Consider the following 20,362-nt stretch of genomic DNA (forward strand, 5'->3'; position numbering starts at 1 on the left):
GCCGAAGAGCTACCGTGCGGGCGGTCGTGGAGGACCACCGCTCACATAAAGTCAGACAGCCCGGCCTGCCCGTCGTCGTCGCCCGCCGTCGCCTCGTCAGCCGCCGTCGCCTCGTCGTCCGTCTCGCCTTCGCCGTCCTCCTCGCGGTTCATCACGTCCGCGTCCAGCGTCTGTTGGCTCTCGTCTTCTGTGTCGTCGTCGCCTGCCGCGTCATCGTCAGTCTCGACGCGCTCGCGCGCGAGGAACGCGTCGCCGGCGTGATCTTCGAGTTCCGCCGCGCGCAGTTCGCTCGCGTCCGCGACGATCGATTGGACTTTGTTGGTCGTCTCGCCGCTGCCCGTGATGTACGAGACGGCCGCCTCGTCGAGGTCGTACCACGCGGCCATCGCGACGGTCAGCTCTCGGGGCTTGCAGTGATGCGTCATCGCCGCGAGGAACGGGAGCACGTCGAGTCGGGCCGTCGTCATCGAGAACCCCCCCGAATCGGCGATCGAACGGACGACCCCGTCGCGGGTCGAATCGCGCGTCGAGCGGTAGGGCGCGCCGCCGTACTTCGTCCAGCCGCCGCGGGTTCGATCCCGCGCGGCCGCGACGCCGCCGGCGAGGTTGTCCGTCGCGTAGCGCCACCACGTGTAGTCGAAGTCCGTGGCGTAGACCCGGCTCGTCCAGACGTCGGCGTTCGAGAGGAACTCGTAGGCGCGGACGAGCTCTTCGCCCTCGTAGACGAGCGAGACCTTGTCCTCGACCCACTGGACTAGGTCGTCGGGCGTCTCGTCGACGTCGTAGGCTGTCTGCAGCGCCTCCTGTGCCGGCTGCTCTTTCAGTACGGCGTCGAGGAACTCGAAGAGGCCGACCGCGCGGTTCCGCGAGCCGGTCGTCACGTCTTCGAGCGTGACGCGCGAGCTCCCCTCGGCGGTCGCTTGGAGGTCCTTCACGGCCGCGCGCAGATCGCCGCTGTTGGCGTCGGCGATTCGCTCGAGGGCCTCCTCGTCGAACTCGGTCCCCTCCTTCCGCAGGATGTCCCGGAGAACGGGGACGATCGAGCGCGCGGAGACGTCGCGGAACTCGATCTCGCGGGCGGCGCTCCGGAGGCCCTGCGACATATCGTAGTACTCGTTGGCGATGAGGACGATCGGCTGGTTCGCGCCCTTCAGGAGCTCCGTGATCGCGCGCTTGCCGCCGCGATCGTACTGGTAGTGGATGTTGTCCGCCTCGTCCATCACCACGAGCTGTCGGCCGCCGCCCGCGCCGCCGACGGAGCCGGCGAGGGTGGTGTTGCGCGAGGCCCGCCCGGCGAACCGCTCGATGGCGTCCGCGGTCCGGTCGTCGGAGGCGTTCAGCTCGACGATCTCCCAGCCCATATCGTTCGCCAGCGCGTGCGCGGCCGAGGTCTTGCCGACGCCCGGCGCGCCGTGGATGACGACCGGCTCGCGGTGGTCGTCCCACGTCTCGGCCCACTCCCGGAAGGCGTCGCGGGCCTTGTTGTTGCCGCGGACCTCCGCGAGCGTCGTCGGGCGGTACCGTTCGGTCCAGTCGGTCATTACCGGTGGAAGGGGCGAGCCCCGTTTAGTGATTGCGGGGTTGCACGCCGGACTGATGACGCCGCTCGCCACCGCACCGGAGATGCGGACACCTCGTTGCGAGCGAGCAACAGTTTATGGTTCTGTAGGACGAATTTTTTCGTATGAGCGAAGACGAGAGCGCCGTCGTGATGGACCGAGAGTCGATTGACGAACTGCTCGGAACGGGCGGCGTCGGGGTACTCGCGCTCGCCGACGGCGACGATCCCTACGCGATCCCGGTCTCGTACGGGTACGACGCCGGTGACGTGTACCTCCGACTCGGGTTCGGCGAGGACTCAGAGAAGCGCCGCTATCTCGCCAGCTCCGACCGGGCCGCGCTCGTCGTCACCGCCGAGGGCGACCGCGGTTGGGAGTCGGTCGTCGTCCGCGGCCCCCTCTCGGAGGTTCCCGAGGCGAGCATCGACGGGACGGTCGTCGAGGCGATCCGCTCGATCGATATTCCGTTTTTCACGATTTACGAGGAGCCGCCCCGCGAATTGGAGTACACGCTGTACCGGCTCGATCCGGACGAGGTGACCGGTCGGCGAGAGAAGCCCCCGGTCGGGATCGAGTGACGATCGATAACCAGAAGATACCTACGTGTGGGTGGGTTCGTACCACCGATGTCACGCCCCGAATCGGCCCCGACGTCCCGAACGGACCGCGCTGTTGACGGTCGAACGCTCGGCGTCGCCGCCGCGCTCGGCGGCCTCGCGTATCTGCTCTCGTATGCGATCACGTACGCCGCGACCGGTCAGCAGATCTCGAACTCGTTGGCTGCGCGGGTCCTCGAGATCGCGACCGGTGACCCCGGGACGTGGCAGATCGTCGGGTGGGTGTTCTACAACGCGCATTTCGTCACCGCCGAGATCCCGGGGCTGTTCGGATCGACGGCGGTGAACCTCGTCGGCCGCGGCGACACCTTCTCGCCGGCGCTCTTCGCCCTGCCGCCTGTCGTGCTCGCGCTCGCGGGCGCCCTCGTCGCTGTCGCGACGCGCCCCGCGACGCCGCTCTCGGGGGCGATCGGCGGCGCCGCGGTCACGCTCGGGTACCTCCCGCTCGCGGTCGGGGGCGCGTTCGTCTTCACGCTCTCCGTCGGCGACGCCACGGCCGGGCCGACGCTCGCGACGGCGATCCTTCTCGCCGGCCTCGTCTACCCGCTCGTCTTCGGCGCCCTCGGCGGCGCTGTTGGTTCGATGGTGTCGTCCGGACGCGAGTGAGACAGTCGGTGACGGTGCTCTGGAGGTGTCGATACCGAGAGGTCTCAGACGGCCGTTCTCCTCACGCCGATGCGCCGTGGTTGGGCAAACAGTCGGCACGCCGATCCCGGGACTGCCGTCCCGGCCGCTCCCCGAACCGAGGTGCCGAACAACCGCGAAACGGCGCGGGGCGACTGCTACGTCACGGGGGTTCTGGCCTCCTGACGGTACATAAACCTCCGGCCGAGAGACGACCACTTACCGACGTACTCGCTTACCCCGCCGGCGGGTCGCTGTCGCCCTCGCGGACCGTGCGATGGGCCTGCCACAGTCTGACACCGGTGACGACCGCCGAGAGCGGCAGCAGCCACGCGCGAAACCCCGTCATCGCGACCGGGAAGATCCGTTCAACGCGCTCTGGGGCGTCGCCGCTGTCGCCCCCCGACCCGGTCTGGTCGACGCCGAGGGTCGGCTCGGCGTCGAGGACGGTCCGAAACGCGAAGTTTCGCGTCGTTCGCGGCTCTGCGGTCGCCCCCGGTGAGCGCTCTATGAACGTCTGTACCCACCCTCGATCAGTCGAGTAAAACAGCCGCCCGTCGACCGTGTAGAACGCGTCGTGCAGCGGATAGAAGGCGTTCACGCCTCCGACGACCATATCGGGAACGATCGCGGCCCCGAAGACGCAGAACACGGCGACGAACGCGACGCGGACCCCGCGGGCGCCGTACCGACGGCGGACGTACGAGCGCTCGCCTCGTCGAACGTCCCACAGCAGTACCGCGAACCCCGCCGCCGGCAGCAAGAGCGTGTGACCGACCGAACGGTGCGCGCCGGAGACGAACGGTTCGAGCGCCACGTCGAGATCGGGAAGCGCTGTCGCGCCGGTGACGACGAGCGCGCTCGGACCGTCGAACTCCTCTCCGAGGAGGCCCGCCGCGAGCAGGAGCGCGAGAGCGATGTGGACGAGCGTCGAGGGCACGACAGTCACTGCCACGGGGTCGGACTTGAACGTTCCTGCGCCCGTTGGCGCCGACTCGTCGTTCGTCGAATGCACCGTTCGACACGCTTTTGCGGTCGCCACCCCGAGATAGGCCAGTATGTGTCGAGAGAGCCCGATCGGGGAGGGGCCCGGGGCGTGACGACGGTTCCGCGGGAGGATCTCGCGCGGCGGATCGCGGGCGAGATCACGCTGAGTGACGACCCCGGCGCGACGCTCAGGAAGTGGCGTACGGACTTCGACGTCTCACAGACCGCGCTCGCCGAGCAGCTCGAGGTCTCCTCGTCGGTCATCTCCGACTACGAGAGCGGTCGCCGCGAGAGCCCGGGGATCGGCGTCGTCCGGCGAATGGTCGAGGCGCTCCTCGACATCGACGAGTCCCGCGGGGGCGGCCGCATCCGCCAGTACGCGCGGGTCATCTCCGCCGGCTTCGAGAGCGACATCGTCCAGGACCTCCGTGAGTACCCGACCTCGATCCCGCTGGAGACGCTGTATGAGGCGATGGACGCGACCGAACTCGTCCGCGGCGACCAGGACAGAATCAGCGGCCACACGGTGATCAACAGCATCGAGGCGATCACGCGGCTCTCCTCGGAGGAGTTCTACCGCCTCTATGGGCAGTCGACCTCGCGCGCGCTGGTCTTCACCGGCGTCACGCGCGGCGAGTCGCCGCTGGTGGCGATGCGCGTCGTCAATCCGACGCCGAACGCGGTCATCCTCCACGGGCTCGAGGAGGAGGACCTCTGGGAGCACGCGCCCGCGCTCGCGACGATCGACGGCTTCTCGCTCGCGATCTCGAACCGCGATCTCGACGAGATGCTGGAGGACCTGCGTCGGTTACCCTGACGGGCACAAAAGATCGGGAGAGAGCATTTACGGCCTCTGTGATTATCGCGACGCCGCTATTCGACGTAGTCGTAGCGACGCTCGTTCATCCGTCCCCAGCCGGTGAAGACGAACTCGGCGTCGGGCTGGGTGAACTCCTCGACCTCGACGTCCTTGCCGTGGTTGTGGACGTCGTGGACGAGTTCGTACTCCTCGAAGGAGAGGTCGTAGCGCTCGTCGAGCTGTGGTTCGACGTCGACGGCGTCGACCTCGGTTCGCCAGCCCTCCCGCACCGTCTCGGCGTGGATCTCCGCCTGCGCGCCGGAGCCGTAGGAGCCGACGAGCATCCGCTCGCCGGCGAAGTCCCTGTCCGCCTCCGCCGCGGCGCGGAGCGCCGATAGCCGGGCGACGTGCACCGAGCCGGTGTACCAGTTGCCGACCTGCCCCGAGATATCTACCGTGGGATCGATCGTCTGCTCGTACCACTCGCGGTACCGGCGGGTCTCCTTGAGTTCGTCCATGTACGCGCGGATCGCCTCTTCGTAGTCTTCGCGCGTGGCAAAGTCGTCTTCTCGCGGTTGCATCCCGATGTCGTCGGCCAGCGCCTCCTCGATCTCCGTCCCGCGGGTGATGTGTCGGTACCCGAGCAGGGCGGCTTTTCTGACCATCCCGGGGTACGGGGTGTGAAACGGGATGTAGACGAAGTCCTCGGAGTGCGTGTCGCCGGCGACGGACTCGTAGTCCTCGAGGGCCTCGCGCATCCGCGCGAGATACACTTGGACCGAGCGCTTGCCATCGACGCTCGGGAACTGCTGGTTCGGTTTGAGGAAGTCGGTCTCGTCGGCGCTGCCGTACCCCTGCTCGGTCGAGAGCGACACGATGTCGGGATCTTCGTCGATGAGCATCGCGACCGCGCCCGCGCCCTGCGTGGCCTCGCCGGGATCGCCGCGCTCGTAGAGCGCCGTGTCGGTCGCGATCACGAGCGCCGCGCGGCCGCGGTTCCGGCCCGCGCGGATCCAGTTGTACGCGTCGTCGAGACACTGCGTCCCCGAGAGGCACGCGAACTTCCGCTCGCCCTTGTTCGCGTGGTGGAAGTCGCCGTCGTACACCTGCTCGAGACAGCCCGCGATGTAAGTCGAGACGGGCTTTGAGTTGTCGAAGGCGGACTCGGTCGCGACGTCGATCCGGCCGATGTCGTCGGGGGCGAGCCCTTTTCGGTCCAGCAGCCGCTTGGCCGCGTTCGCCCCCATCGTGACGATGTCCTCGTAGACGTCCGGCAGCGAGGAGTACTCGATGCCGATCCCCTTGCTGTACTTCTCGGGCTCTTCGCCCTTCACCGGTGCGAAGGTCCCGGGGAGGTCGAGTCGGAGTTTGCCCGTTCGGATTTCGATGGCGTCGATGCCGACGGCAGTCATAGCCCCGAGTTTCCGGGCTGTGCATATGGGTTTGTCGATGAATCGGTACGTCGTCTGTCGAAAGGAGCCGGTGTCGGCGGCGACGTTGACGGAACCGGAATCGACGAGGCGTCAGCGTATACCTCGACGGGCCGCCGGCAGCGTCGCTGAGAGGCGTCACGTCCGCGACAGTCCGTCGTGCGAGAAATCCGAGGCCGAGGGCCGGGGGCCGATCGGCGTCAGTCCTCTTCTTCGACGACTTCGGGGTCGCTCATCGCGCTCTGCAGGCTGTCGAGCCCGTTGACCCACTCGGAGACGAGTCCGTACTCCAGTTCGTCGGCGATGGCCATATCGAGTTCGTCGCCGTCGATGATGCGCGTGCCGGCCTGCACGAGGTAGCCCAGCGCGGCGTCCATGTCGTCGTCGGCCTCGGCGGCGGCGGCGGCCTCGACGTACTCGGCGATCGGGGCCTCCTCGGCCGCGCCCGCGATGATGAACTCCTCGGCGGCGTAGAAGACGCAGACGAGGCTCGTCTGCACGCCGTCGACGAGGATCGTTTTGTCCTCGCGCGCGGCGTCGTCTTCGATCTCGAGGTCCGGCTCAGAGAGGATGATCGTCCGGACGCGTTCGAGCTCCTCGATCGCCTCCTCGTCGTCGAGGCGGCCCTCCTCGTAGGCGGAGACGATCTTCGCCACCGCGATGGCGGCGTCGTCTTGGAGGTTCAAAAGCAGCCGCGCGGAGTCTTCGTTCTCGGGGTCGAGGTCTTCCTCCTCGACGCGCGAGAGCCAGTTCTGCCAGCGTTCTTCGGTGTAGTAGGTCTCCTCGGCCTCGGTCATACACCACCATTCCCGCCGGGACTCAAATGCCTTTCTTGTCGACGGCCGTTCGGGGGGGTTTTGCGGGCGACAGAATCACTCGCTCGGCTCGTGCGATTCGACGACCGTCAGGAGCTCCCGCCCGAGGCCGCTGGACGCGTTCCTGACCGCCCCGGTTTCGGTGTCGTGCTCGATCATCCCGCAGATCTGCAGTTTCGGGAGGTGATTGTGATACAGTTCCGTGCGAACGCGCCGCCGATGATCGTCGTTGGGGACGTCTACCTCGTCCGTCCGAACGATGGTCGCGTCGAGTTGTGAACCCAAAAGAGCGGGACGGTGGCGTCCCCCGTCGGTACGAGGCTTTCGAGTTCGATGGACGACATCCCTTCGACGGTGAGAATTCGCCCGAGTTCGAAAGATGTAGATGGGATCTGAAATTCCGCAATGACACTCATTACTCGCTCTTGAATGTCCGTTGTGTATGCCCGTACAAAACGGGGTGGCTTGGTATACCAAGCCCGTTAAAATGCGGTGCTTGCTGCTCATCAGTACGTTTCAGATAGGTATCAAATTTTTGCCGTTGAAGTACCGCGCTCGAACCTTGGTGCACCACCCACGTGGATTATCGGTCTTCGAGGCGAACGTCACCTATGGCGACCGTTATGGAGTTCACGAGTCCGGCGGCGGAGTTCCCGCTGGGAAGCGTCTTCGAGACCTTGCCCGGGGTGACGGTCGAACTGGAGCGCCTCATCCCACACGAGACGCTCATTATTCCGTACTTCTGGGTCCGCGGCGCGGAGGCCGAGGATATCGAAGCCGCGTTCGCGGCCCACGCCGGCGTGCGCGACATCAGGCTCATCGACAGCGTTGAGGACGAGTACCTCCTGCGCGCCGCGTGGGACCGAGAGTACGTCGGCATCCTGAACGCCCTCGCCGAGGCGCGCCTCGTCGTTCTCACGGGAGTGGGGACGCGAGACGGCTGGCGGTTCGAGGTGCGCGGCGAGGGCCGCGACGACATCGGCGAGTTCCGGGAGTACTGCCAGCAGAACCATATTCAGATAGAGATCACGGCCGTGCATGCGCTCCTCCCGATACAGGACGAAGGGTACCAGCTGACGGACACGCAGCGAGAGGCGCTGGTGGCGGCCTACGAACGCGGGTATTTCAATTCGCCTCGCGAGGCGTCGCTTGAAGACGTCGCCGGGGACCTCGGAATCACCCAACAGTCCCTCTCCTCCCGGCTCAGACGCGGACACCGGCGGCTCATCGCCGCGACGATCGTCCAAGAGTGAATTTCATCCCCCGCGATTACGTTTAAACCCTCTGTATAATCAGTAGTTGTCTTAAACCGAGTCAGGCGACAACGATGGGATAGAATGACCGCCACACGAACTGGGTTCGAGTTGCAGTCGGATGGGAATCCGCAAAATTCGGAGACGGCCCTCCGTAGTCCGGCGACATACCAATTCCAGTACGATCAGACAACGACTCCCCCGAGTATGGCCGTCGTGACGGCGCTCTCAGAAGTGATGGGCGTGGATCCGATATCGCTCGATCCACTCCAAGAAACGATCGATCCTGACGCGCTCAACGCGCTCGCGTCCGGCGGAGATTCCGCTGAGAGAGTGGTTCACACCACGTGGACGCAGGAGGGATATACAGTAACCATTCACAACCACGGTGTGATCACTGTCGAATCGGAGGACGAGGACCGGACCGAGGCAACCGAGAAATGACAGCGGACGAGCGCCCGCTCACGACCGAATCGGCACTGGGCGCGGAACTGAAATCGCTCCTTCAGCGAGCGCACGCCAACGGCGTCGACGTCGAGGGCGGATGGGAGTGTCGAAACGGGACCGACTATCCCGACTGGGACATTATCGTCACGGAAGTGCGAAAGACCGAGGGCTCGGAGTAGTTCGCCCACTCGCGCGCACGGGTCCGCCGGTCCCGACGGGCCCTCACCTCGATAACGTCGCGCGCGTGTCGATCCCGTAGACCCGCTCGGGCGTCCTCACGTGAGCGCGCTCGACCGCCTCGTCGTGGCCCGATTCGAGGAGCCACCGCACGCGACGCGGCACGGTCTTCGGGCCGAGGACCATCCCCGGGCGGTCGGGGTCGTCGACGAAGTCCGTCTCCATCAGGAACGGCTCGCCCGACTCGGCGGCGACTTCTAGCCGATCCTTCTCGCTCATCACGGACGGCGTCGGTCCGGCGAGCCGCCCGCCAGCGTAGTGTTTCACCACCCGATGCGACGGCAGCCCTCGCTCGTCTGCCCAGGCGGCCACCTCGGTCAAGTCCTCGCTCGCCTCGGTGTGCAACTGGACGGCGCACTCGAGGTCCGCGGCCAGCGCGAACGCGTGCCGCATCACCTCGTTGGAGGACTCCCAGACCGCCTCGCTCACCTCGTAGTGGGGCCGCCCCGACTTCAGCGCCAGCGCCTCGCCCGCGCGGACGAACTCCGCCGCGCAGTCGAGGCCGGCGCGCATCAGGTCGCCCGCCGCCTCGGGCGACAGCCCGCGGTCGTCGACCAGTCGCGAGACGAGGCCGGGGTGGACGCCGAGGACGGGCCACGCGCGGCCGGGGAGCAGGTCGGTCGCGGCCTCGGCGACGTCGACCGTCGTCTCGAAAACCGGACGGAACTCCGGCCCCGTCTCGGGATCGACGCCGAGATGCCACGAGGGCTTGTTCACGACCAGCAGGTGCGTGCCGCCGAGGCGGGCGAAGTCGCGCACCGCGTCCAGCCCGCGACCGTGCTCGGGGTCGAGATGCAGGTGGTTGTCCAGGACCGGCGTGCCGAGGTCTTCCATACGGTCCTCTCGGCGTTCCGATCCAAAAATCCGCCCACTTTCGACTCCGCGACGGTGAATCTGCCACTAGAACGAGTCTGCGTGGTGACAAAACATCCCCTGCCACGATTGCGGTGAGAGAATCGCTATTTCTTTCGATTATTAGGCGCCCAAAGACTCTCAATTTGCGCTGCTATGAGTATACTGGAGAATTCTTTATCGATACGGTTCGGTTTCATATCGTCCCAGATCTATTTAATGGAATACTACATATGGCCAGACCGTATGACGGTGTACCAATGTAGTGAGTGTGGGAGGAACTGGGACGATAGTGATCTAAGCAATGGAAACTGTCCACTCTGTAACACTGATAAATATATTCGGGTGGTTAGCTAACGAGTAGAACAGCAACAGTTTTGCCGCCGCTTAGGTGGCCACACACTTGTGCAGCATATCGCCGATATGCTCCAGTGGCTAGTTTGTCGTGAGTGTGAATACTGTCTCGAGAGTCGTTCTAACCGTCCTGAACGATTTGTCGAGATTCCCGAGAAAGGTACCGCGGCACCGACCCGAGATCAGGTGTCGTAGCCGACGAGCGTCGGCCCGTCGTCCGCGTCGCCCTCGAGCGTGACCCGTTCGGTCGCGGCGTTCCGGAGGGCGTCGGAGCGACCGAACTCGCCGGGGGCGATCGCGAACGTCCGGCGGCCGTAGGCGTTGGCGGTCTCGATCGCGGGCTTGAAATCCGTGTCGCGGGAGGCGATCGCGATGACGTCCGCGCGGTCCTCGACGGCGAAGCGGGTCACGTCGACCGCCAGCCGGACGTCGACGTCGCCGCTGGTGACGACGACCTCGAAGCCGCGCGCCTCGGCGGCCTGAATCAGCCCCGGCGTCGCGTGTTCGTCGAGGTAGAGCCGCAGCGCGGTCAACTGCCCGGCGGCCGCGGCCGCCTCGCGCACGTCGTCGAGGTCGACGTCGAACTCGTCGCGGAGGACGTTCGGCCCGTCGACGAAGAGCGCGACCCGGGGCTTGTCGGCCGCGGCCGCCTCGTTCGCCTCTTCACGATCCTCGGCGAAGAGGCGTCCCAAGAGGTCCATACGGGTGGTTCCGCGAGGCATCGACATAACGCCGACGATGTCCGCGACGGCGGTCGGTTCCGGCGACACGGCGTATCAACGCTGATAATCTGTCGACGAGTTTATTATAGGAGTTATATAACTGCGTGCATATGGGCGTGAGTGACATAGCCATCTCCGAGCAGGAACGGAATCGCGTCGACGGGCAGCGACTCACCGATCAGATCGGTATCGACGGGGGCGAGATCAACTGGCGCAAAGACTTTACGCAGTTCGACGAGAGCGACCGACGCAACCTCGAGCGGACGTCGCACGTCTTCGATGCCGTCGCCGACGACCTCGTCGAGGAGTTCTACGGCCACGTCCAGTCGTACTCGGAGACCGTTGCCATCCTCGATTCGTCCTCGAAATCGATCGAGGCGCTGAAGAAGAGTCAGACCGAGTACCTTCGGGACCTCGGCCGCGGCGAGTACGACCAGTCGTACTTCGACCGCCGGGCGCGGATCGGCAAGATTCACGATATGCTCGACCTCGGACCGAAGATCTACTTCGGCGCGTACTCGGTCTACTACGAGGGGATAATGCGCGGGATCGCCGAAGACGTGAAAGACCGCGTGGAGGCCGGTGACGTCGGCGGGTCCGATGCGAGTGCGGGCGGAGCGCGCGGGAGCGGCGACGTGACCGACGACGCGATCGACGAAGTGGTCGATCGGACGCTCTCGGCGCTCAAACTCATCAACCTCGACCAGCAGGTCGCGATGGACACGTACCTGCACTCGTACACCCAGCGGATCGAGCGGGAGCTCTCGCGGCAGCAGGACGTCGCCGACGACGTCGAGTCCTCGCTCTCGGCGCTTCGGGAGACGTGCGATGGACTCACAGAGAGCTCACAGCAGATACAGGGCCTCACCACGGAACAGGCCGAGAGTATGGTCGAGATCTCCGGGGAGGTCTCGAACCTCAGCGCGACGGTCGAGGAGGTCGCCTCGACGGCGAGCGAGGTCGCGGCGACGAGCGAGCGGGCCGCAGACCTCGCGAGCGAGGGGCGGACGTCGGCCTCAGAGGCCAGCGACGTGATGGACGACGTCGGCGAGGCGGCCGACGAGGTGACCGAGGACGTCGAACGGCTCAAAGCCCGCGTCGACGCGATCGACGAGATCGTCGAGGTGATAAACGACATCGCCGATCAGACCAATCTGCTCGCGCTGAACGCGTCAATCGAGGCGGCCCGCGCGGGCGAGGCGGGCGACGGCTTCGCGGTCGTCGCAGACGAGGTGAAATCGCTCGCCGAGAAGTCCCAAACGCAGGCGGGCGAGATCGAATCGATGATCGACGAGATCCAAACGGACACCGAGGAGACGGTCTCGAGTCTCGAGACCACGACCGAACGGATCGACACCGGCACCGAGAGCGTCGACGCGGCGATGGACAAACTGGACGACATCGCCAACGCCGTCGCGGAAACCTCGAGCGGCATCTCGGAGGTCGCGGACGCGACCGACGATCAGGCGGCGAGCACCGAGGAACTCGCCGCGACCATCGACGAAGCGAGTCAGCGGGCCGAGGCGATCGAAACCGAGATCGTCGACGTCGGGGACGCCATCGAGCAGCAGTCCACGAGCGTCAGCGCGATCGCACAGACGGTCCAGCAACTGACAGCGGCGGACGACTGGGACGGCGATCGACCCGGTCGGTGAGACGGCGGACGCGCCCGCGCTGGCGGCTCGCTCGCTAATTGTAGACTTTTTATATCGCTGTATGTGATTTATCAGTCGCCGATTCACCGGTCAGCGGACCGCACATACCAAAGCATTTCCTGTTCCCGACCCGAGCGCAGGTATGGGCCTACGTAAGACGCCGCTATACGACGTGTACGGCGCAGACGCGTCGCTCACTGACTTCGGCGGATGGGAGATGCCGGTCGAGTTCGATTCGATCCGGACCGAGCATTCGGCCGTTCGAGAATCGGTCGGTCTCTTCGACGTCTCGCACATGGGCGAGATCGTGATCACCGGCCCAGACGCGACGGCGCTGATGCAACGGCTCACCACGAACGATGTCGCCGACCTCGAGTCCGGGGATTCTCAGTATTCGATGATCACTGACGAGTCGGGGACGATCCTCGACGATACGATCGTCTATCGGCTTCCCGACGGCGACACCGCGCGGTATCTCTTCGTCCCGAACGCCGGCCACGACGACGAGATGTACAAGCGCTGGAAATCACACCGAGACGAGTGGTCCCTCGACGCAGAGGTCCGAAACGAGACCGACTCGTGGGGAATGTTGGCGGTTCAGGGACCGGACGCGCCCGAGACCGTCGAGCGTCACTGCGACGACGCCGCCGACGTCACGGCGCTCTCGAAGGGCGAGGGGACGTACGCGGAAGTCGCAGACGTCCACTCGTGGGTGTCACGGACGGGCTACACCGGCGAGGACGGGTTCGAGATACTCTGTCCGAGCGACGAGGTAGAGGCGCTCTGGCGGGCGCTAGAGACCGACTGTCAGCGCTGCGGTCTCGGGGCTCGGGACACGCTCCGCATCGAGATGGGGTATCTCCTCTCGGGGCAGGATTTCGATCCGGCGTCGGAGCCCCGGACGCCCTACGAGGCCGGTCTCGGATGGACAGTCGCTCTCGACACCGACTTCGTCGGGCGCGACGCGCTCGCGAGCGTCGCCGAGGAGGGCGCCGAAGAGACGTTCGTCGGGTTGGTCCTGCGCGAGCGCGGGATCGCCCGGCACGGACACGAGATCGTCGCCGACGGCGACGTCGTCGGCCACGTGACGAGCGGGACGATGAGCCCGACGCTGGGTGAGGCGATCGCCCTCGGATACGTGCCGACATCGCTGTCTGCGCCGGGGACGGAGCTCTCTGTCGTCGTTCGCGACAGCGAGAAGCGCGCGGACGTCGCGGCGACGCCGTTCGTACAGGATTGATAAGTGCCCGCGACAATCACCGAAGATAGATAGATGTTCGAAGTACCAGCAGACCGCAAGTACCAGGAATCGCACGAGTACGCAACCACCGGATCGGACGCGGCGAAGATCGGCATCACCGACTTCGCGCAGGACGAACTGGGCGACATCGTCTTCGTCGAACTCCCGGAGGTCGGCGAGGAGATCACGCAGGGAGCGGAGTTCGGCGTCGTCGAGTCGATCAAGGCCGTGTCAGACCTCTATGCGCCCGTTTCCGGCACGGTGAGCGCAGTGAACGAGGCGCTGTTCGACCAGCCGGAACTGGTGAACGAGGACCCCTACGGCGAGGGGTGGATGCTCGAGGTCGACGTCGCGGACGAGGCCGAGTTCGACGACCTCCTCTCGGCGGAGACGTACCGCGACCAGACCGAGTGAGCGAATCGGTGACGAACACGCAATGACGATGGAGAGATCAATCGACGATGGAAGACAGAGATCGACGACGGGCGGAGACAGTTCGAGTATGAGCGGGTCTGTAGTCGGGGTGCCGAAGCGATGACTGAGAGCGGCCGGCACGAACGGGCGACCGGAAGCCCTTACGCGCCGCACTCGCCCCAGACGACGGCCGAGATGCTAGAGGCGATCGGCGCCGAAAGCGAGGCGGACCTGTTCGACGTCCCCTCAGCAGTGCGATTCGACGGCGACCTCGGGATCGACTCGCGGAGCGAGCGCGAGCTCCGAGCGGAGCTGGCATCGACGTTCGAGCGGAACGACGACCTGACCGAGTTCCTCGGGCGCGGCCACCACGCGCACTACGTGCCCTCGATGGTCGAGGACCTCTCGCGGCGCTCGGAGTTTCTGACCTCCTACACGCAGTACCAGCCCGAGATCACACAGGGGTTCCTGCAGGCGCTCTTCGAGTACCAATCGCTCGTCGTAGAGCTCACGGGACTGCCGATCGCCAACTGCTCGATGTACGACGCGGCCACGGCGCTCGGCGAGGCGGCCCGGCTCGCGGGTCGCGTCCGGCAGGCCTCGGGAACGCGTATCCTCGTCCCCGAGATCCTCCCCGAGAACAAGCGCGCGGTCCTCGAGAACTACGTCGACGGCACTGAGCTTTCGGTCGCGACGTACCCGATGGCCGACGGCAACGTCGACGTCGACGCGCTTTCGGACGCGGCCGACGGCGAGACAGCGATGATCTACGCCGAGAACCCGACGGTCCATGGAGCCATCGAAGAGCGCTTGGAAGGCGTCGGAGCGGTGGCAGACGAGGTCGAGGCGCTGTTCTGTCTCGGCACCGACGTCGTCGCGCTCGGACTCCTCGAAGAGCCGGCGGGCGTCGGCGCCGACGTCGTCGTCGGCGAGGCCGACGCGCTGGGTCTCCCGACCGCATACGGGATGGGGCTCGGCCTGTTCGCCACGCGCGAGGCGTTCCTCAGGCAGGTCCCGGGCCGACTCGTCGGCGCGGGCGAGGACGCCGCCGGCAAGCGCGCGTACACGCTGACGCTGCAGACGCGCGAACAGCACATCCGCAAGGAGCGCGCGACGTCGAACATCTGTACGAACCAGGCGTGGGTGGCGCTGCGGACGGCGATGCACCTCGCGTGGCTCGGCCCGGACGGGCTCGTCGACCTCGCGAGCGAGTGCGTTCGAGAGGCGTCCTCGCTCGCGGCTCGGCTCGACGACCTGCGGGGGATCAAAGCGCCCGTAAGCGACCGCCACCACTTCCGGGAGTTCCTCGCCCGCACCGACCAGCCGGCCTCGGCGGTCGCGGCGGACCTCGAATCCGAGGGGTTCGCGGTCCACGTCGTCGGCGACCACCTGTTACAGGTGTGTGTCACCGACGTGAACGCTGGGGAGTCCGAGGCGCTCGTCGACGCGTTCGCGGAGGCACTATGAACTACGATCAGGCACGCTACGGTGACGACGACCGGTACGAATCGCTCCTCGCGGAGAAGGACACCACGGCCGTCGAGGTCGGCGACGACTCCCCTCTCCCGGCGGAGCTGACGCGCGATAGCCTCGAACTGCCGGGGCTCTCGGAGCCCGAACTCGCCCGTCACTACACGCGGCTCTCGCAGATGAACTGGAGCGTCGAGAGCGGTCCGTACCCACTGGGATCGTGTACGATGAAGTACAACCCCTCGTTCACCGAGGACGTCGCCGCGAACCCGCACGCGGCCGTCCATCCCGACCGATCGGACGAGAGCGTACAGGGCACGCTCGAGCTCCTGTACGGTCTGCAGGACTACCTCGCGCGCATCGGCGGGATGGACGCGGTGACGCTTCAGCCGCCGGCTGGTGCGGCCGGCGAGTTCACGGGTATCCTCGTCGCGAAGGCGTACCACGAGGCCAACGGGGGCGGCGATCGATCGGAGGTGATCGTGCCCGCTTCCGCGCACGGGACGAACTTCGCGAGCGCGGCGATGGCCGGCTACGACGTCGTCGAACTTCCGTCCGGCGAGGACGGCCGCGTCGACCTCGACGCCCTCGAGGCCGCGGTCTCGGAGGAAACCGCGGCGCTGATGCTCACGAATCCGAACACCGTCGGCGTGTTCGAGCGCGACATCGAAGCGATCGCCGACATCGTCCACGACGTCGGCGGCCTCCTCTACTACGACGGCGCGAACCTCAACGCGCTGCTCGGCCGCGCGCGCCCCGGCGATATGGGCTTCGACGTGATGCACTACAACGTTCACAAGACGTTCGCGACGCCGCACGGCGGCGGCGGCCCCGGCGCCGGACCGGTGGGCGTGACCGAGGAACTCGCCGAGTTCCTGCCGAATCCGCACGTCCGAGAACGCAGTGGTCGGTACGAACTGTACGAACCCGAGCGGAGCATCGGGAAGGTCCACGGCTATCAGGGCAACTGGCTCGTGCTCGTGAAGGCGTACGCCTACATCGCGCGACTCGGAGACGCCGGGCTCGAAGACGCCTCCGCGAAAGCGGTGCTGAACGCGAACTACCTCGCCTCGCGGATCGATCTCGACGTCCCGTACGAGCCGTTCCACCACGAGTTCGCGGCGACGGCCGGCGACCGCGACGCCGCCGACGTGGCGAAACGGATGTTGGATTACGGCGTCCATCCGCCGACGACGAAGTGGCCCGAACTCGTCCCCGAGGCGATGCTCACAGAGCCCACAGAGGTAGAGAGCCGGGAGTCACTGGACGACCTCGCGGCCGCGTTCAACGCGGCCGTGTCCGACTCCGAGGAGGAACTCGAAGCGTCGCCGTCGAAGACGACCGCTCGTCGCATCGATCAGGCGGACGCCGCGCGGAACCCGCGGCTCTCGTGGCAAGCGATAGACGACGAAGAGTAGCCGCTGTCGATCACCTGAGAAGGTGATTCGCTACGCTTCTGCGGTGCTGATCCCGTTGATTTCGATGAAGCCGTAGCCGCACTCGTTGCAGGTCCACTTCGTCTTCGTCCCGAGGTGCAGCGTCATCGACGCCGTCTTCCAGAAGCCGTCGTGACCGCACTTGGGGCACTCGTACTCGCGTTCGAGACTCATAGGTCGCCTGTTGCGTTGGCCGATGTTGAAGATACTGATTTGCGTGATGGACGGCGGAGTCTGCGCGAGGAATTTTCCCCGATAAATTGATTACCGCGATATAATTTGGCCAGCTTGATCGTGAGATGCAGCTATCTCCTCGCAAAATACACTATGCCGCCCCCCCAACGCTTTCGATAGTGCACGTGCATCAACGAGCGATGGACGTGAGAGAACTGACAGACGAGGCCGAACGGCGCCGCGCCGTCCCCATTGTCCGTCAGTTGTGGGGCGACGCGGATCCGGAGTCCGTGATCGCGTGGACGGCCGAGGATGACTACCACCTGTTCGGCGGATTCGTCGACAGCGAGTTAGTCGGCGTGGCCGGTGTCCTGCTGTCGCGGCACCTCCATCACGTTCGCCACGCGTGGCTGTACGACCTCGTCGTGGACGAACCCGAGCGAGAGAACGGATACGGCACCGCACTACTCGAGTTCGTCGAGCGGTGGGCCGAAGAGAACGGGTGTGAGTACGTCGCCTTGGCGTCGCCGCTGGCGAAGCACGACGTTCACGAATTCTACGAGAACCGTGCGTTCGATCGGTGGGGGTACGTCATCGAGAAACGGCTCTAGGTGGCGCTCCGCGGTCTCAGCGCCCGTTAGCCGCTTCAGTGGACCTCGAACCACGCGTACTCGTACGGATCGAGATCCATTTCGTAGGTCCCCTCGCGCTCCCGGCGGTACGTCGGGCTTCCGAGAACGGGCTGGACGTGTCCGCCCGGGCCGGCGTCGAGGTCGACGGAAACGGCGCGGGACGCCTCGGTGAGGTTGTGGACGAACGCGACGGTCCGCTCCTCGCCCGCGAACCGGTGAGCGAAGGTGCCGGTGTCGTCGGTGCCGACGGTCTCATATGGCCTGTTGCCGATCTCGCGGGTCTCCTTGCGCGTCGCGATCAGCCGTTCCATCCAGTTGAGAAGCGACTCCGGATCGGCACGCTGGGCCGCGACGTTCACGCGGTCGTATCCGAACTCGCCCCCGCGGACGACCGGCGTCACGAGGTCATCGGGTCGAGCGGTCGAGAAGCCGGCGTTCGGACGCTCGTCCCACTGCATCGGCGTGCGGACCGACCGGCGCCCGGGCAGCGAGAGGTCCTCGCCCATTCCGATCTCGTCCCCGTAGAGGACGAGCGGCATCCCCGGCATCGAGAACAGGAGGCTGAACGCGAGTTTGAGACGGTCGGTGTCGCCGCCGAGCATCGGCGCGAGTCGGCGGCGGATCCCGCGGCCGTAGATCCGCATCCCCGATTCGGGGGCGAACCGCTCGAACACGCGCTCGCGCAGCGGTTCCGAGAGCGCCCCGAGGTTGAGTTCGTCGTAGTTCCGCAAGAAGTTCGTCCACGTGCCGTGCGGGGGGTCGGGGAGGCGTTCGAGACAGTCGATCAGGGGGTCGGCGCGTTCTGTCGCCAGCGCGGCGACGAGGTGCGCGTTGAGCTGGAAGTTCATCAGGAGATCCATCTCGCCGCCGTCGTCGTCGCCGAAGTACGACCGCAGCCGGTGCGGCTCGTCGTCGGCCTCCGCCAGCAGGACGCCGTCGCCCCGCCGCTCGAGGACGTGTCGTTTGAGGCTCCGCAGGAGGCCGTGCGGATCGTCGAGTTCGTCGGTTTCGGGGTGCTTCGGCTGAATCATCAGCGTCGCGGCGTCCACCCGGAACCCCGAGACGCCGAGTTCGAGCCAGAACTTCAGGATCTTGTAGATCTCGTCTCTGACCGCCGGATTGGTGAGATTCAGGTCCGGCTGGAACGGGTAAAAGCGGTGATAGTAGTACGCGCCCGCCTCGTGGTCGTACGTCCAGACGCGGCTGTCGGTCACCTCGCCGGGGAAGACCGATCCCCTTCGGGGGTCGGGCGGCGGCGGCTCCTCCGCCCAGACGTAGTAGTCTCGGTACTTCGACGTCGGATCCGATCGGGCCGACTGGAACCACGGGTGCTGATCCGACGTGTGGTTCGCCACGAGGTCGATCAGCACGCGGATCCCCCGGTTTGCGGCGGCGTCGACGAACTCGACGAAGTCCCCGAGCGTCCCGAGGCGCGGATCGACGCCGTAGTAGTCGGTGACGTCGTACCCGTTGTCCCGGTTCGGACTCGGGTAGAACGGCAGCAGCCACACCGCGGAGACGCCGAGGCGGTCGAGGTACTCGATCTTCTCGATCAGCCCTTGGAAGTCGCCGACACCGTCGCCGTCGGAATCGTTGAACGCCTCCACGTCGATGCCGTAGACCACCGCGTCTCTGTACCACGCTGGGGAATCCATAGGCGTGAGCGTCCGTTCGCGCTCGCGCGTAGAGAATTCACTGACGGAGCCGATCAATCCACAAGCAAGCGGGACCAACTCGACGGACGCAGAACCACCCAGTGACGGCAGTGGAACACCGGCCCGAAGCGAGCGAGGCCGCCGCCATTCTTTTGACAGACTCAGCCGATGAGTTACTATGGGTTCGTTCACTGACACTGTCGCCGCCGTCACGGGCTCGGGATCGGGCATCGGGCGGACGACCGCGATCGAGTTCGCCGACCGCGGAGCGAGCGTCCTCGTCACCGACGTGGACGTCGACGGCGGCGAAGAGACCGTGGCGCAGATCGAAGACGCCGGCGGGGAGGCGCGGTTTCTCGAGGTCGACGTCACCGACCCGGACGCGACGCAGGAGATGGTCGACGTCGCCGTCGAGGCGTACGGTCGGCTCGATTACGCGTTCAACAACGCGGGTATTGGCGGCGCACAGACGCCCGTCACCGAGTACGACTCGGACGACTGGCGGTCAGTCATCGACGTGAACCTCGTCGGGGTGTTCAACTGTATGAAGCCCGAGATCGCACAGATGCAAACACAAGACGGGGGCGGCGTCGTCGTCAACAACTCCTCGATTCTCGGGCAGGTCGGCTTCGAGGCGTCGTCGGGGTACGTCGCCGCCAAGCACGGCGTGCTGGGCCTGACGAAGACGGCGGCGCTGGAGAACGGCGAGACGGGCGTCCGCGTCAACGCGGTCTGCCCGGGGTTCATCGAGACGCCGCTGCTCGAGTCGGGCGGGATCACTTCGGACCCCGAGATGCGGAAACAGATCGAGGGGCTGCACGCGATGAACCGGCTCGGGACGCCCCAAGAGGTCGCGGACGCGGTCTGCTGGCTCTGCGATGACGAGGCCTCCTTCGTCACCGGCGAGGCGCTCGGCGTCGAGGGCGGCTATCTGAGCCGGTGAGCCGCCTCGGGGAGACGTCCGGCGCTCGCGTTGACCGCCCCGATGGG

22 protein-coding genes are annotated in these 20,362 nt (G+C 66.2%); 13 read left to right on the forward strand and 9 right to left on the reverse strand.

Translation table 11 applies throughout. From position 1 onward, the window contains the following. Positions 1-41: 41 nt before the first annotated feature. Positions 42-1,541, reverse strand: a complete 1,500-nt coding sequence (locus tag ACT3HL_RS02960; RefSeq protein WP_445085322.1) for a replication factor C large subunit — start codon at positions 1,539-1,541, stop codon at positions 42-44. A 143-nt stretch (positions 1,542-1,684) separates the two neighbouring features. On the opposite strand from ACT3HL_RS02960, the gene ACT3HL_RS02965 reads away from it, so the two are divergent. Both ACT3HL_RS02965 and ACT3HL_RS02970 read left to right on the forward strand, forming a co-directional pair. Continuing rightward, positions 1,685-2,137, forward strand: a complete 453-nt coding sequence (locus ACT3HL_RS02965) for a pyridoxamine 5'-phosphate oxidase family protein (RefSeq protein ID WP_445085323.1) — start codon at positions 1,685-1,687, stop codon at positions 2,135-2,137. A gap of 48 nt (positions 2,138-2,185) precedes the next feature. Then, positions 2,186-2,782 carry a transporter gene (locus tag ACT3HL_RS02970; protein ID WP_445085324.1) on the forward strand — a complete coding sequence of 199 codons (597 nt, stop codon included), beginning with the start codon at positions 2,186-2,188 and terminating at the stop codon, positions 2,780-2,782. A 253-nt stretch (positions 2,783-3,035) separates the two neighbouring features. Here ACT3HL_RS02970 and ACT3HL_RS02975 read toward each other — a convergent pair whose 3' ends face one another. After that, positions 3,036-3,740, reverse strand: coding sequence for a metal-dependent hydrolase (locus ACT3HL_RS02975; protein WP_445085325.1), 705 nt, complete (start codon positions 3,738-3,740; stop codon positions 3,036-3,038). A gap of 156 nt (positions 3,741-3,896) precedes the next feature. Here ACT3HL_RS02975 and ACT3HL_RS02980 point away from each other — a divergent pair, with 156 nt between their 5' ends. Then, positions 3,897-4,604, forward strand: a complete 708-nt coding sequence (locus tag ACT3HL_RS02980; protein ID WP_445085785.1) for a helix-turn-helix domain-containing protein — start codon at positions 3,897-3,899, stop codon at positions 4,602-4,604. A 56-nt stretch (positions 4,605-4,660) separates the two neighbouring features. Here ACT3HL_RS02980 and hmgB read toward each other — a convergent pair whose 3' ends face one another. From hmgB to ACT3HL_RS02995, 3 genes are all read right to left on the reverse strand, one after another. Further along, positions 4,661-5,998, reverse strand: coding sequence for a hydroxymethylglutaryl-CoA synthase (hmgB, locus tag ACT3HL_RS02985; RefSeq protein ID WP_445085326.1), 1,338 nt, complete (start codon positions 5,996-5,998; stop codon positions 4,661-4,663). Between the two features lie 218 nt (positions 5,999-6,216). Next, the gene (locus tag ACT3HL_RS02990) at positions 6,217-6,813 is read right to left on the reverse strand and encodes a DUF2150 family protein (RefSeq protein WP_445085327.1); all 597 of its coding nucleotides are present in this window, start codon (positions 6,811-6,813) and stop codon (positions 6,217-6,219) included. A gap of 75 nt (positions 6,814-6,888) precedes the next feature. Continuing rightward, entirely contained in the window at positions 6,889-7,338 is a 450-nt protein-coding gene (locus ACT3HL_RS02995) for a DUF7344 domain-containing protein (RefSeq protein WP_445085328.1), read from the reverse strand. A gap of 104 nt (positions 7,339-7,442) precedes the next feature. On the opposite strand from ACT3HL_RS02995, the gene ACT3HL_RS03000 reads away from it, so the two are divergent. The 3 genes from ACT3HL_RS03000 (at position 7,443) to ACT3HL_RS03010 (ending at position 8,710) form a co-directional block, all read left to right on the forward strand. Next, complete coding sequence (locus tag ACT3HL_RS03000; protein ID WP_445085329.1) at positions 7,443-8,084, forward strand: helix-turn-helix domain-containing protein; 642 nt, start codon at positions 7,443-7,445, stop codon at positions 8,082-8,084. An 84-nt stretch (positions 8,085-8,168) separates the two neighbouring features. After that, positions 8,169-8,528 (forward strand): HalOD1 output domain-containing protein, encoded by a 360-nt coding sequence (locus ACT3HL_RS03005; protein WP_445085330.1) that lies wholly within the window; start codon positions 8,169-8,171, stop codon positions 8,526-8,528. Continuing rightward, positions 8,525-8,710 carry a hypothetical protein gene (locus tag ACT3HL_RS03010; RefSeq protein ID WP_445085331.1) on the forward strand — a complete coding sequence of 62 codons (186 nt, stop codon included), beginning with the start codon at positions 8,525-8,527 and terminating at the stop codon, positions 8,708-8,710. Before ACT3HL_RS03005 ends, ACT3HL_RS03010 begins: the two co-directional genes overlap by 4 nt. A gap of 43 nt (positions 8,711-8,753) precedes the next feature. On the opposite strand, the gene ACT3HL_RS03015 is transcribed toward ACT3HL_RS03010, so the two are convergent. Both ACT3HL_RS03015 and ACT3HL_RS03020 read right to left on the reverse strand, forming a co-directional pair. Beyond that, a complete protein-coding gene (locus tag ACT3HL_RS03015) occupies positions 8,754-9,602 on the reverse strand; it encodes a TatD family hydrolase (protein ID WP_445085332.1) in 849 nt (282 codons plus the stop codon). A gap of 554 nt (positions 9,603-10,156) precedes the next feature. Then, positions 10,157-10,675, reverse strand: a complete 519-nt coding sequence (locus ACT3HL_RS03020) for an NYN domain-containing protein (RefSeq protein ID WP_445085333.1) — start codon at positions 10,673-10,675, stop codon at positions 10,157-10,159. Positions 10,676-10,806: 131 nt separating this feature from the next. On the opposite strand from ACT3HL_RS03020, the gene ACT3HL_RS03025 reads away from it, so the two are divergent. The 5 genes from ACT3HL_RS03025 (at position 10,807) to gcvPB (ending at position 16,893) form a co-directional block, all read left to right on the forward strand. Further along, positions 10,807-12,351, forward strand: coding sequence for a methyl-accepting chemotaxis protein (locus ACT3HL_RS03025; RefSeq protein WP_445085334.1), 1,545 nt, complete (start codon positions 10,807-10,809; stop codon positions 12,349-12,351). Between the two features lie 142 nt (positions 12,352-12,493). Continuing rightward, positions 12,494-13,591 carry a glycine cleavage system aminomethyltransferase GcvT gene (gcvT, locus tag ACT3HL_RS03030; RefSeq protein WP_445085335.1) on the forward strand — a complete coding sequence of 366 codons (1,098 nt, stop codon included), beginning with the start codon at positions 12,494-12,496 and terminating at the stop codon, positions 13,589-13,591. A gap of 33 nt (positions 13,592-13,624) precedes the next feature. Beyond that, positions 13,625-14,005: a glycine cleavage system protein GcvH gene (gcvH, locus tag ACT3HL_RS03035; RefSeq protein ID WP_445085336.1), complete on the forward strand. Its 381-nt coding sequence runs from the start codon at positions 13,625-13,627 to the stop codon at positions 14,003-14,005. 120 nt (positions 14,006-14,125) lie between these two features. After that, the gene (gcvPA, locus tag ACT3HL_RS03040) at positions 14,126-15,472 is read left to right on the forward strand and encodes an aminomethyl-transferring glycine dehydrogenase subunit GcvPA (protein WP_445085337.1); all 1,347 of its coding nucleotides are present in this window, start codon (positions 14,126-14,128) and stop codon (positions 15,470-15,472) included. After that, complete coding sequence (gcvPB, locus tag ACT3HL_RS03045) at positions 15,469-16,893, forward strand: aminomethyl-transferring glycine dehydrogenase subunit GcvPB (RefSeq protein WP_445085338.1); 1,425 nt, start codon at positions 15,469-15,471, stop codon at positions 16,891-16,893. The genes gcvPA and gcvPB overlap by 4 nt, the downstream gene beginning before the upstream one ends. A 30-nt stretch (positions 16,894-16,923) precedes the next feature. Here the strand turns inward: gcvPB and ACT3HL_RS03050 are convergent, their stop codons facing one another. Further along, positions 16,924-17,085 (reverse strand): DUF7838 family putative zinc beta-ribbon protein, encoded by a 162-nt coding sequence (locus ACT3HL_RS03050; RefSeq protein WP_445085339.1) that lies wholly within the window; start codon positions 17,083-17,085, stop codon positions 16,924-16,926. Positions 17,086-17,285: 200 nt separating this feature from the next. Here ACT3HL_RS03050 and ACT3HL_RS03055 point away from each other — a divergent pair, with 200 nt between their 5' ends. Next, a complete protein-coding gene (locus tag ACT3HL_RS03055; protein WP_445085340.1) occupies positions 17,286-17,696 on the forward strand; it encodes a GNAT family N-acetyltransferase in 411 nt (136 codons plus the stop codon). A gap of 35 nt (positions 17,697-17,731) precedes the next feature. Here the strand turns inward: ACT3HL_RS03055 and ACT3HL_RS03060 are convergent, their stop codons facing one another. Further along, the gene (locus tag ACT3HL_RS03060) at positions 17,732-19,372 is read right to left on the reverse strand and encodes an alpha-amylase family glycosyl hydrolase (protein WP_445085341.1); all 1,641 of its coding nucleotides are present in this window, start codon (positions 19,370-19,372) and stop codon (positions 17,732-17,734) included. A 178-nt stretch (positions 19,373-19,550) separates the two neighbouring features. Between ACT3HL_RS03060 and ACT3HL_RS03065 the strand changes: the two genes are divergently transcribed. Continuing rightward, on the forward strand, positions 19,551-20,315 hold the full coding sequence (locus ACT3HL_RS03065) for an SDR family oxidoreductase (RefSeq protein WP_445085342.1): 765 nt from the start codon (positions 19,551-19,553) through the stop codon (positions 20,313-20,315). Positions 20,316-20,362 lie beyond the last annotated feature (47 nt).

Source organism: Halobellus sp. GM3 (genome assembly GCF_052545375.1).

Coding starts and splice junctions, on each gene's coding strand:
- ACT3HL_RS02965 (WP_445085323.1), top strand. CDS start 1,685: ATGAGCGAAGACGAGAGCGCCGTCGTGATGGACCGAGAGTCGATTGAC.
- ACT3HL_RS03005 (WP_445085330.1), top strand. CDS start 8,169: ATGACCGCCACACGAACTGGGTTCGAGTTGCAGTCGGATGGGAATCCG.
- ACT3HL_RS02970 (WP_445085324.1), top strand. CDS start 2,186: ATGTCACGCCCCGAATCGGCCCCGACGTCCCGAACGGACCGCGCTGTT.
- ACT3HL_RS03055 (WP_445085340.1), top strand. CDS start 17,286: ATGGACGTGAGAGAACTGACAGACGAGGCCGAACGGCGCCGCGCCGTC.
- ACT3HL_RS03025 (WP_445085334.1), top strand. CDS start 10,807: ATGGGCGTGAGTGACATAGCCATCTCCGAGCAGGAACGGAATCGCGTC.
- ACT3HL_RS03020 (WP_445085333.1), bottom strand. CDS start 10,675: ATGGACCTCTTGGGACGCCTCTTCGCCGAGGATCGTGAAGAGGCGAAC.
- ACT3HL_RS02995 (WP_445085328.1), bottom strand. CDS start 7,338: ATGAGCAGCAAGCACCGCATTTTAACGGGCTTGGTATACCAAGCCACC.
- ACT3HL_RS02990 (WP_445085327.1), bottom strand. CDS start 6,813: ATGACCGAGGCCGAGGAGACCTACTACACCGAAGAACGCTGGCAGAAC.
- gcvT (WP_445085335.1), top strand. CDS start 12,494: ATGGGCCTACGTAAGACGCCGCTATACGACGTGTACGGCGCAGACGCG.
- ACT3HL_RS03060 (WP_445085341.1), bottom strand. CDS start 19,372: ATGGATTCCCCAGCGTGGTACAGAGACGCGGTGGTCTACGGCATCGAC.
- gcvPB (WP_445085338.1), top strand. CDS start 15,469: ATGAACTACGATCAGGCACGCTACGGTGACGACGACCGGTACGAATCG.
- ACT3HL_RS03015 (WP_445085332.1), bottom strand. CDS start 9,602: ATGGAAGACCTCGGCACGCCGGTCCTGGACAACCACCTGCATCTCGAC.
- ACT3HL_RS03065 (WP_445085342.1), top strand. CDS start 19,551: ATGGGTTCGTTCACTGACACTGTCGCCGCCGTCACGGGCTCGGGATCG.
- ACT3HL_RS03000 (WP_445085329.1), top strand. CDS start 7,443: ATGGCGACCGTTATGGAGTTCACGAGTCCGGCGGCGGAGTTCCCGCTG.
- hmgB (WP_445085326.1), bottom strand. CDS start 5,998: ATGACTGCCGTCGGCATCGACGCCATCGAAATCCGAACGGGCAAACTC.
- ACT3HL_RS02960 (WP_445085322.1), bottom strand. CDS start 1,541: ATGACCGACTGGACCGAACGGTACCGCCCGACGACGCTCGCGGAGGTC.
- ACT3HL_RS03050 (WP_445085339.1), bottom strand. CDS start 17,085: ATGAGTCTCGAACGCGAGTACGAGTGCCCCAAGTGCGGTCACGACGGC.
- gcvPA (WP_445085337.1), top strand. CDS start 14,126: ATGACTGAGAGCGGCCGGCACGAACGGGCGACCGGAAGCCCTTACGCG.
- ACT3HL_RS03010 (WP_445085331.1), top strand. CDS start 8,525: ATGACAGCGGACGAGCGCCCGCTCACGACCGAATCGGCACTGGGCGCG.
- gcvH (WP_445085336.1), top strand. CDS start 13,625: ATGTTCGAAGTACCAGCAGACCGCAAGTACCAGGAATCGCACGAGTAC.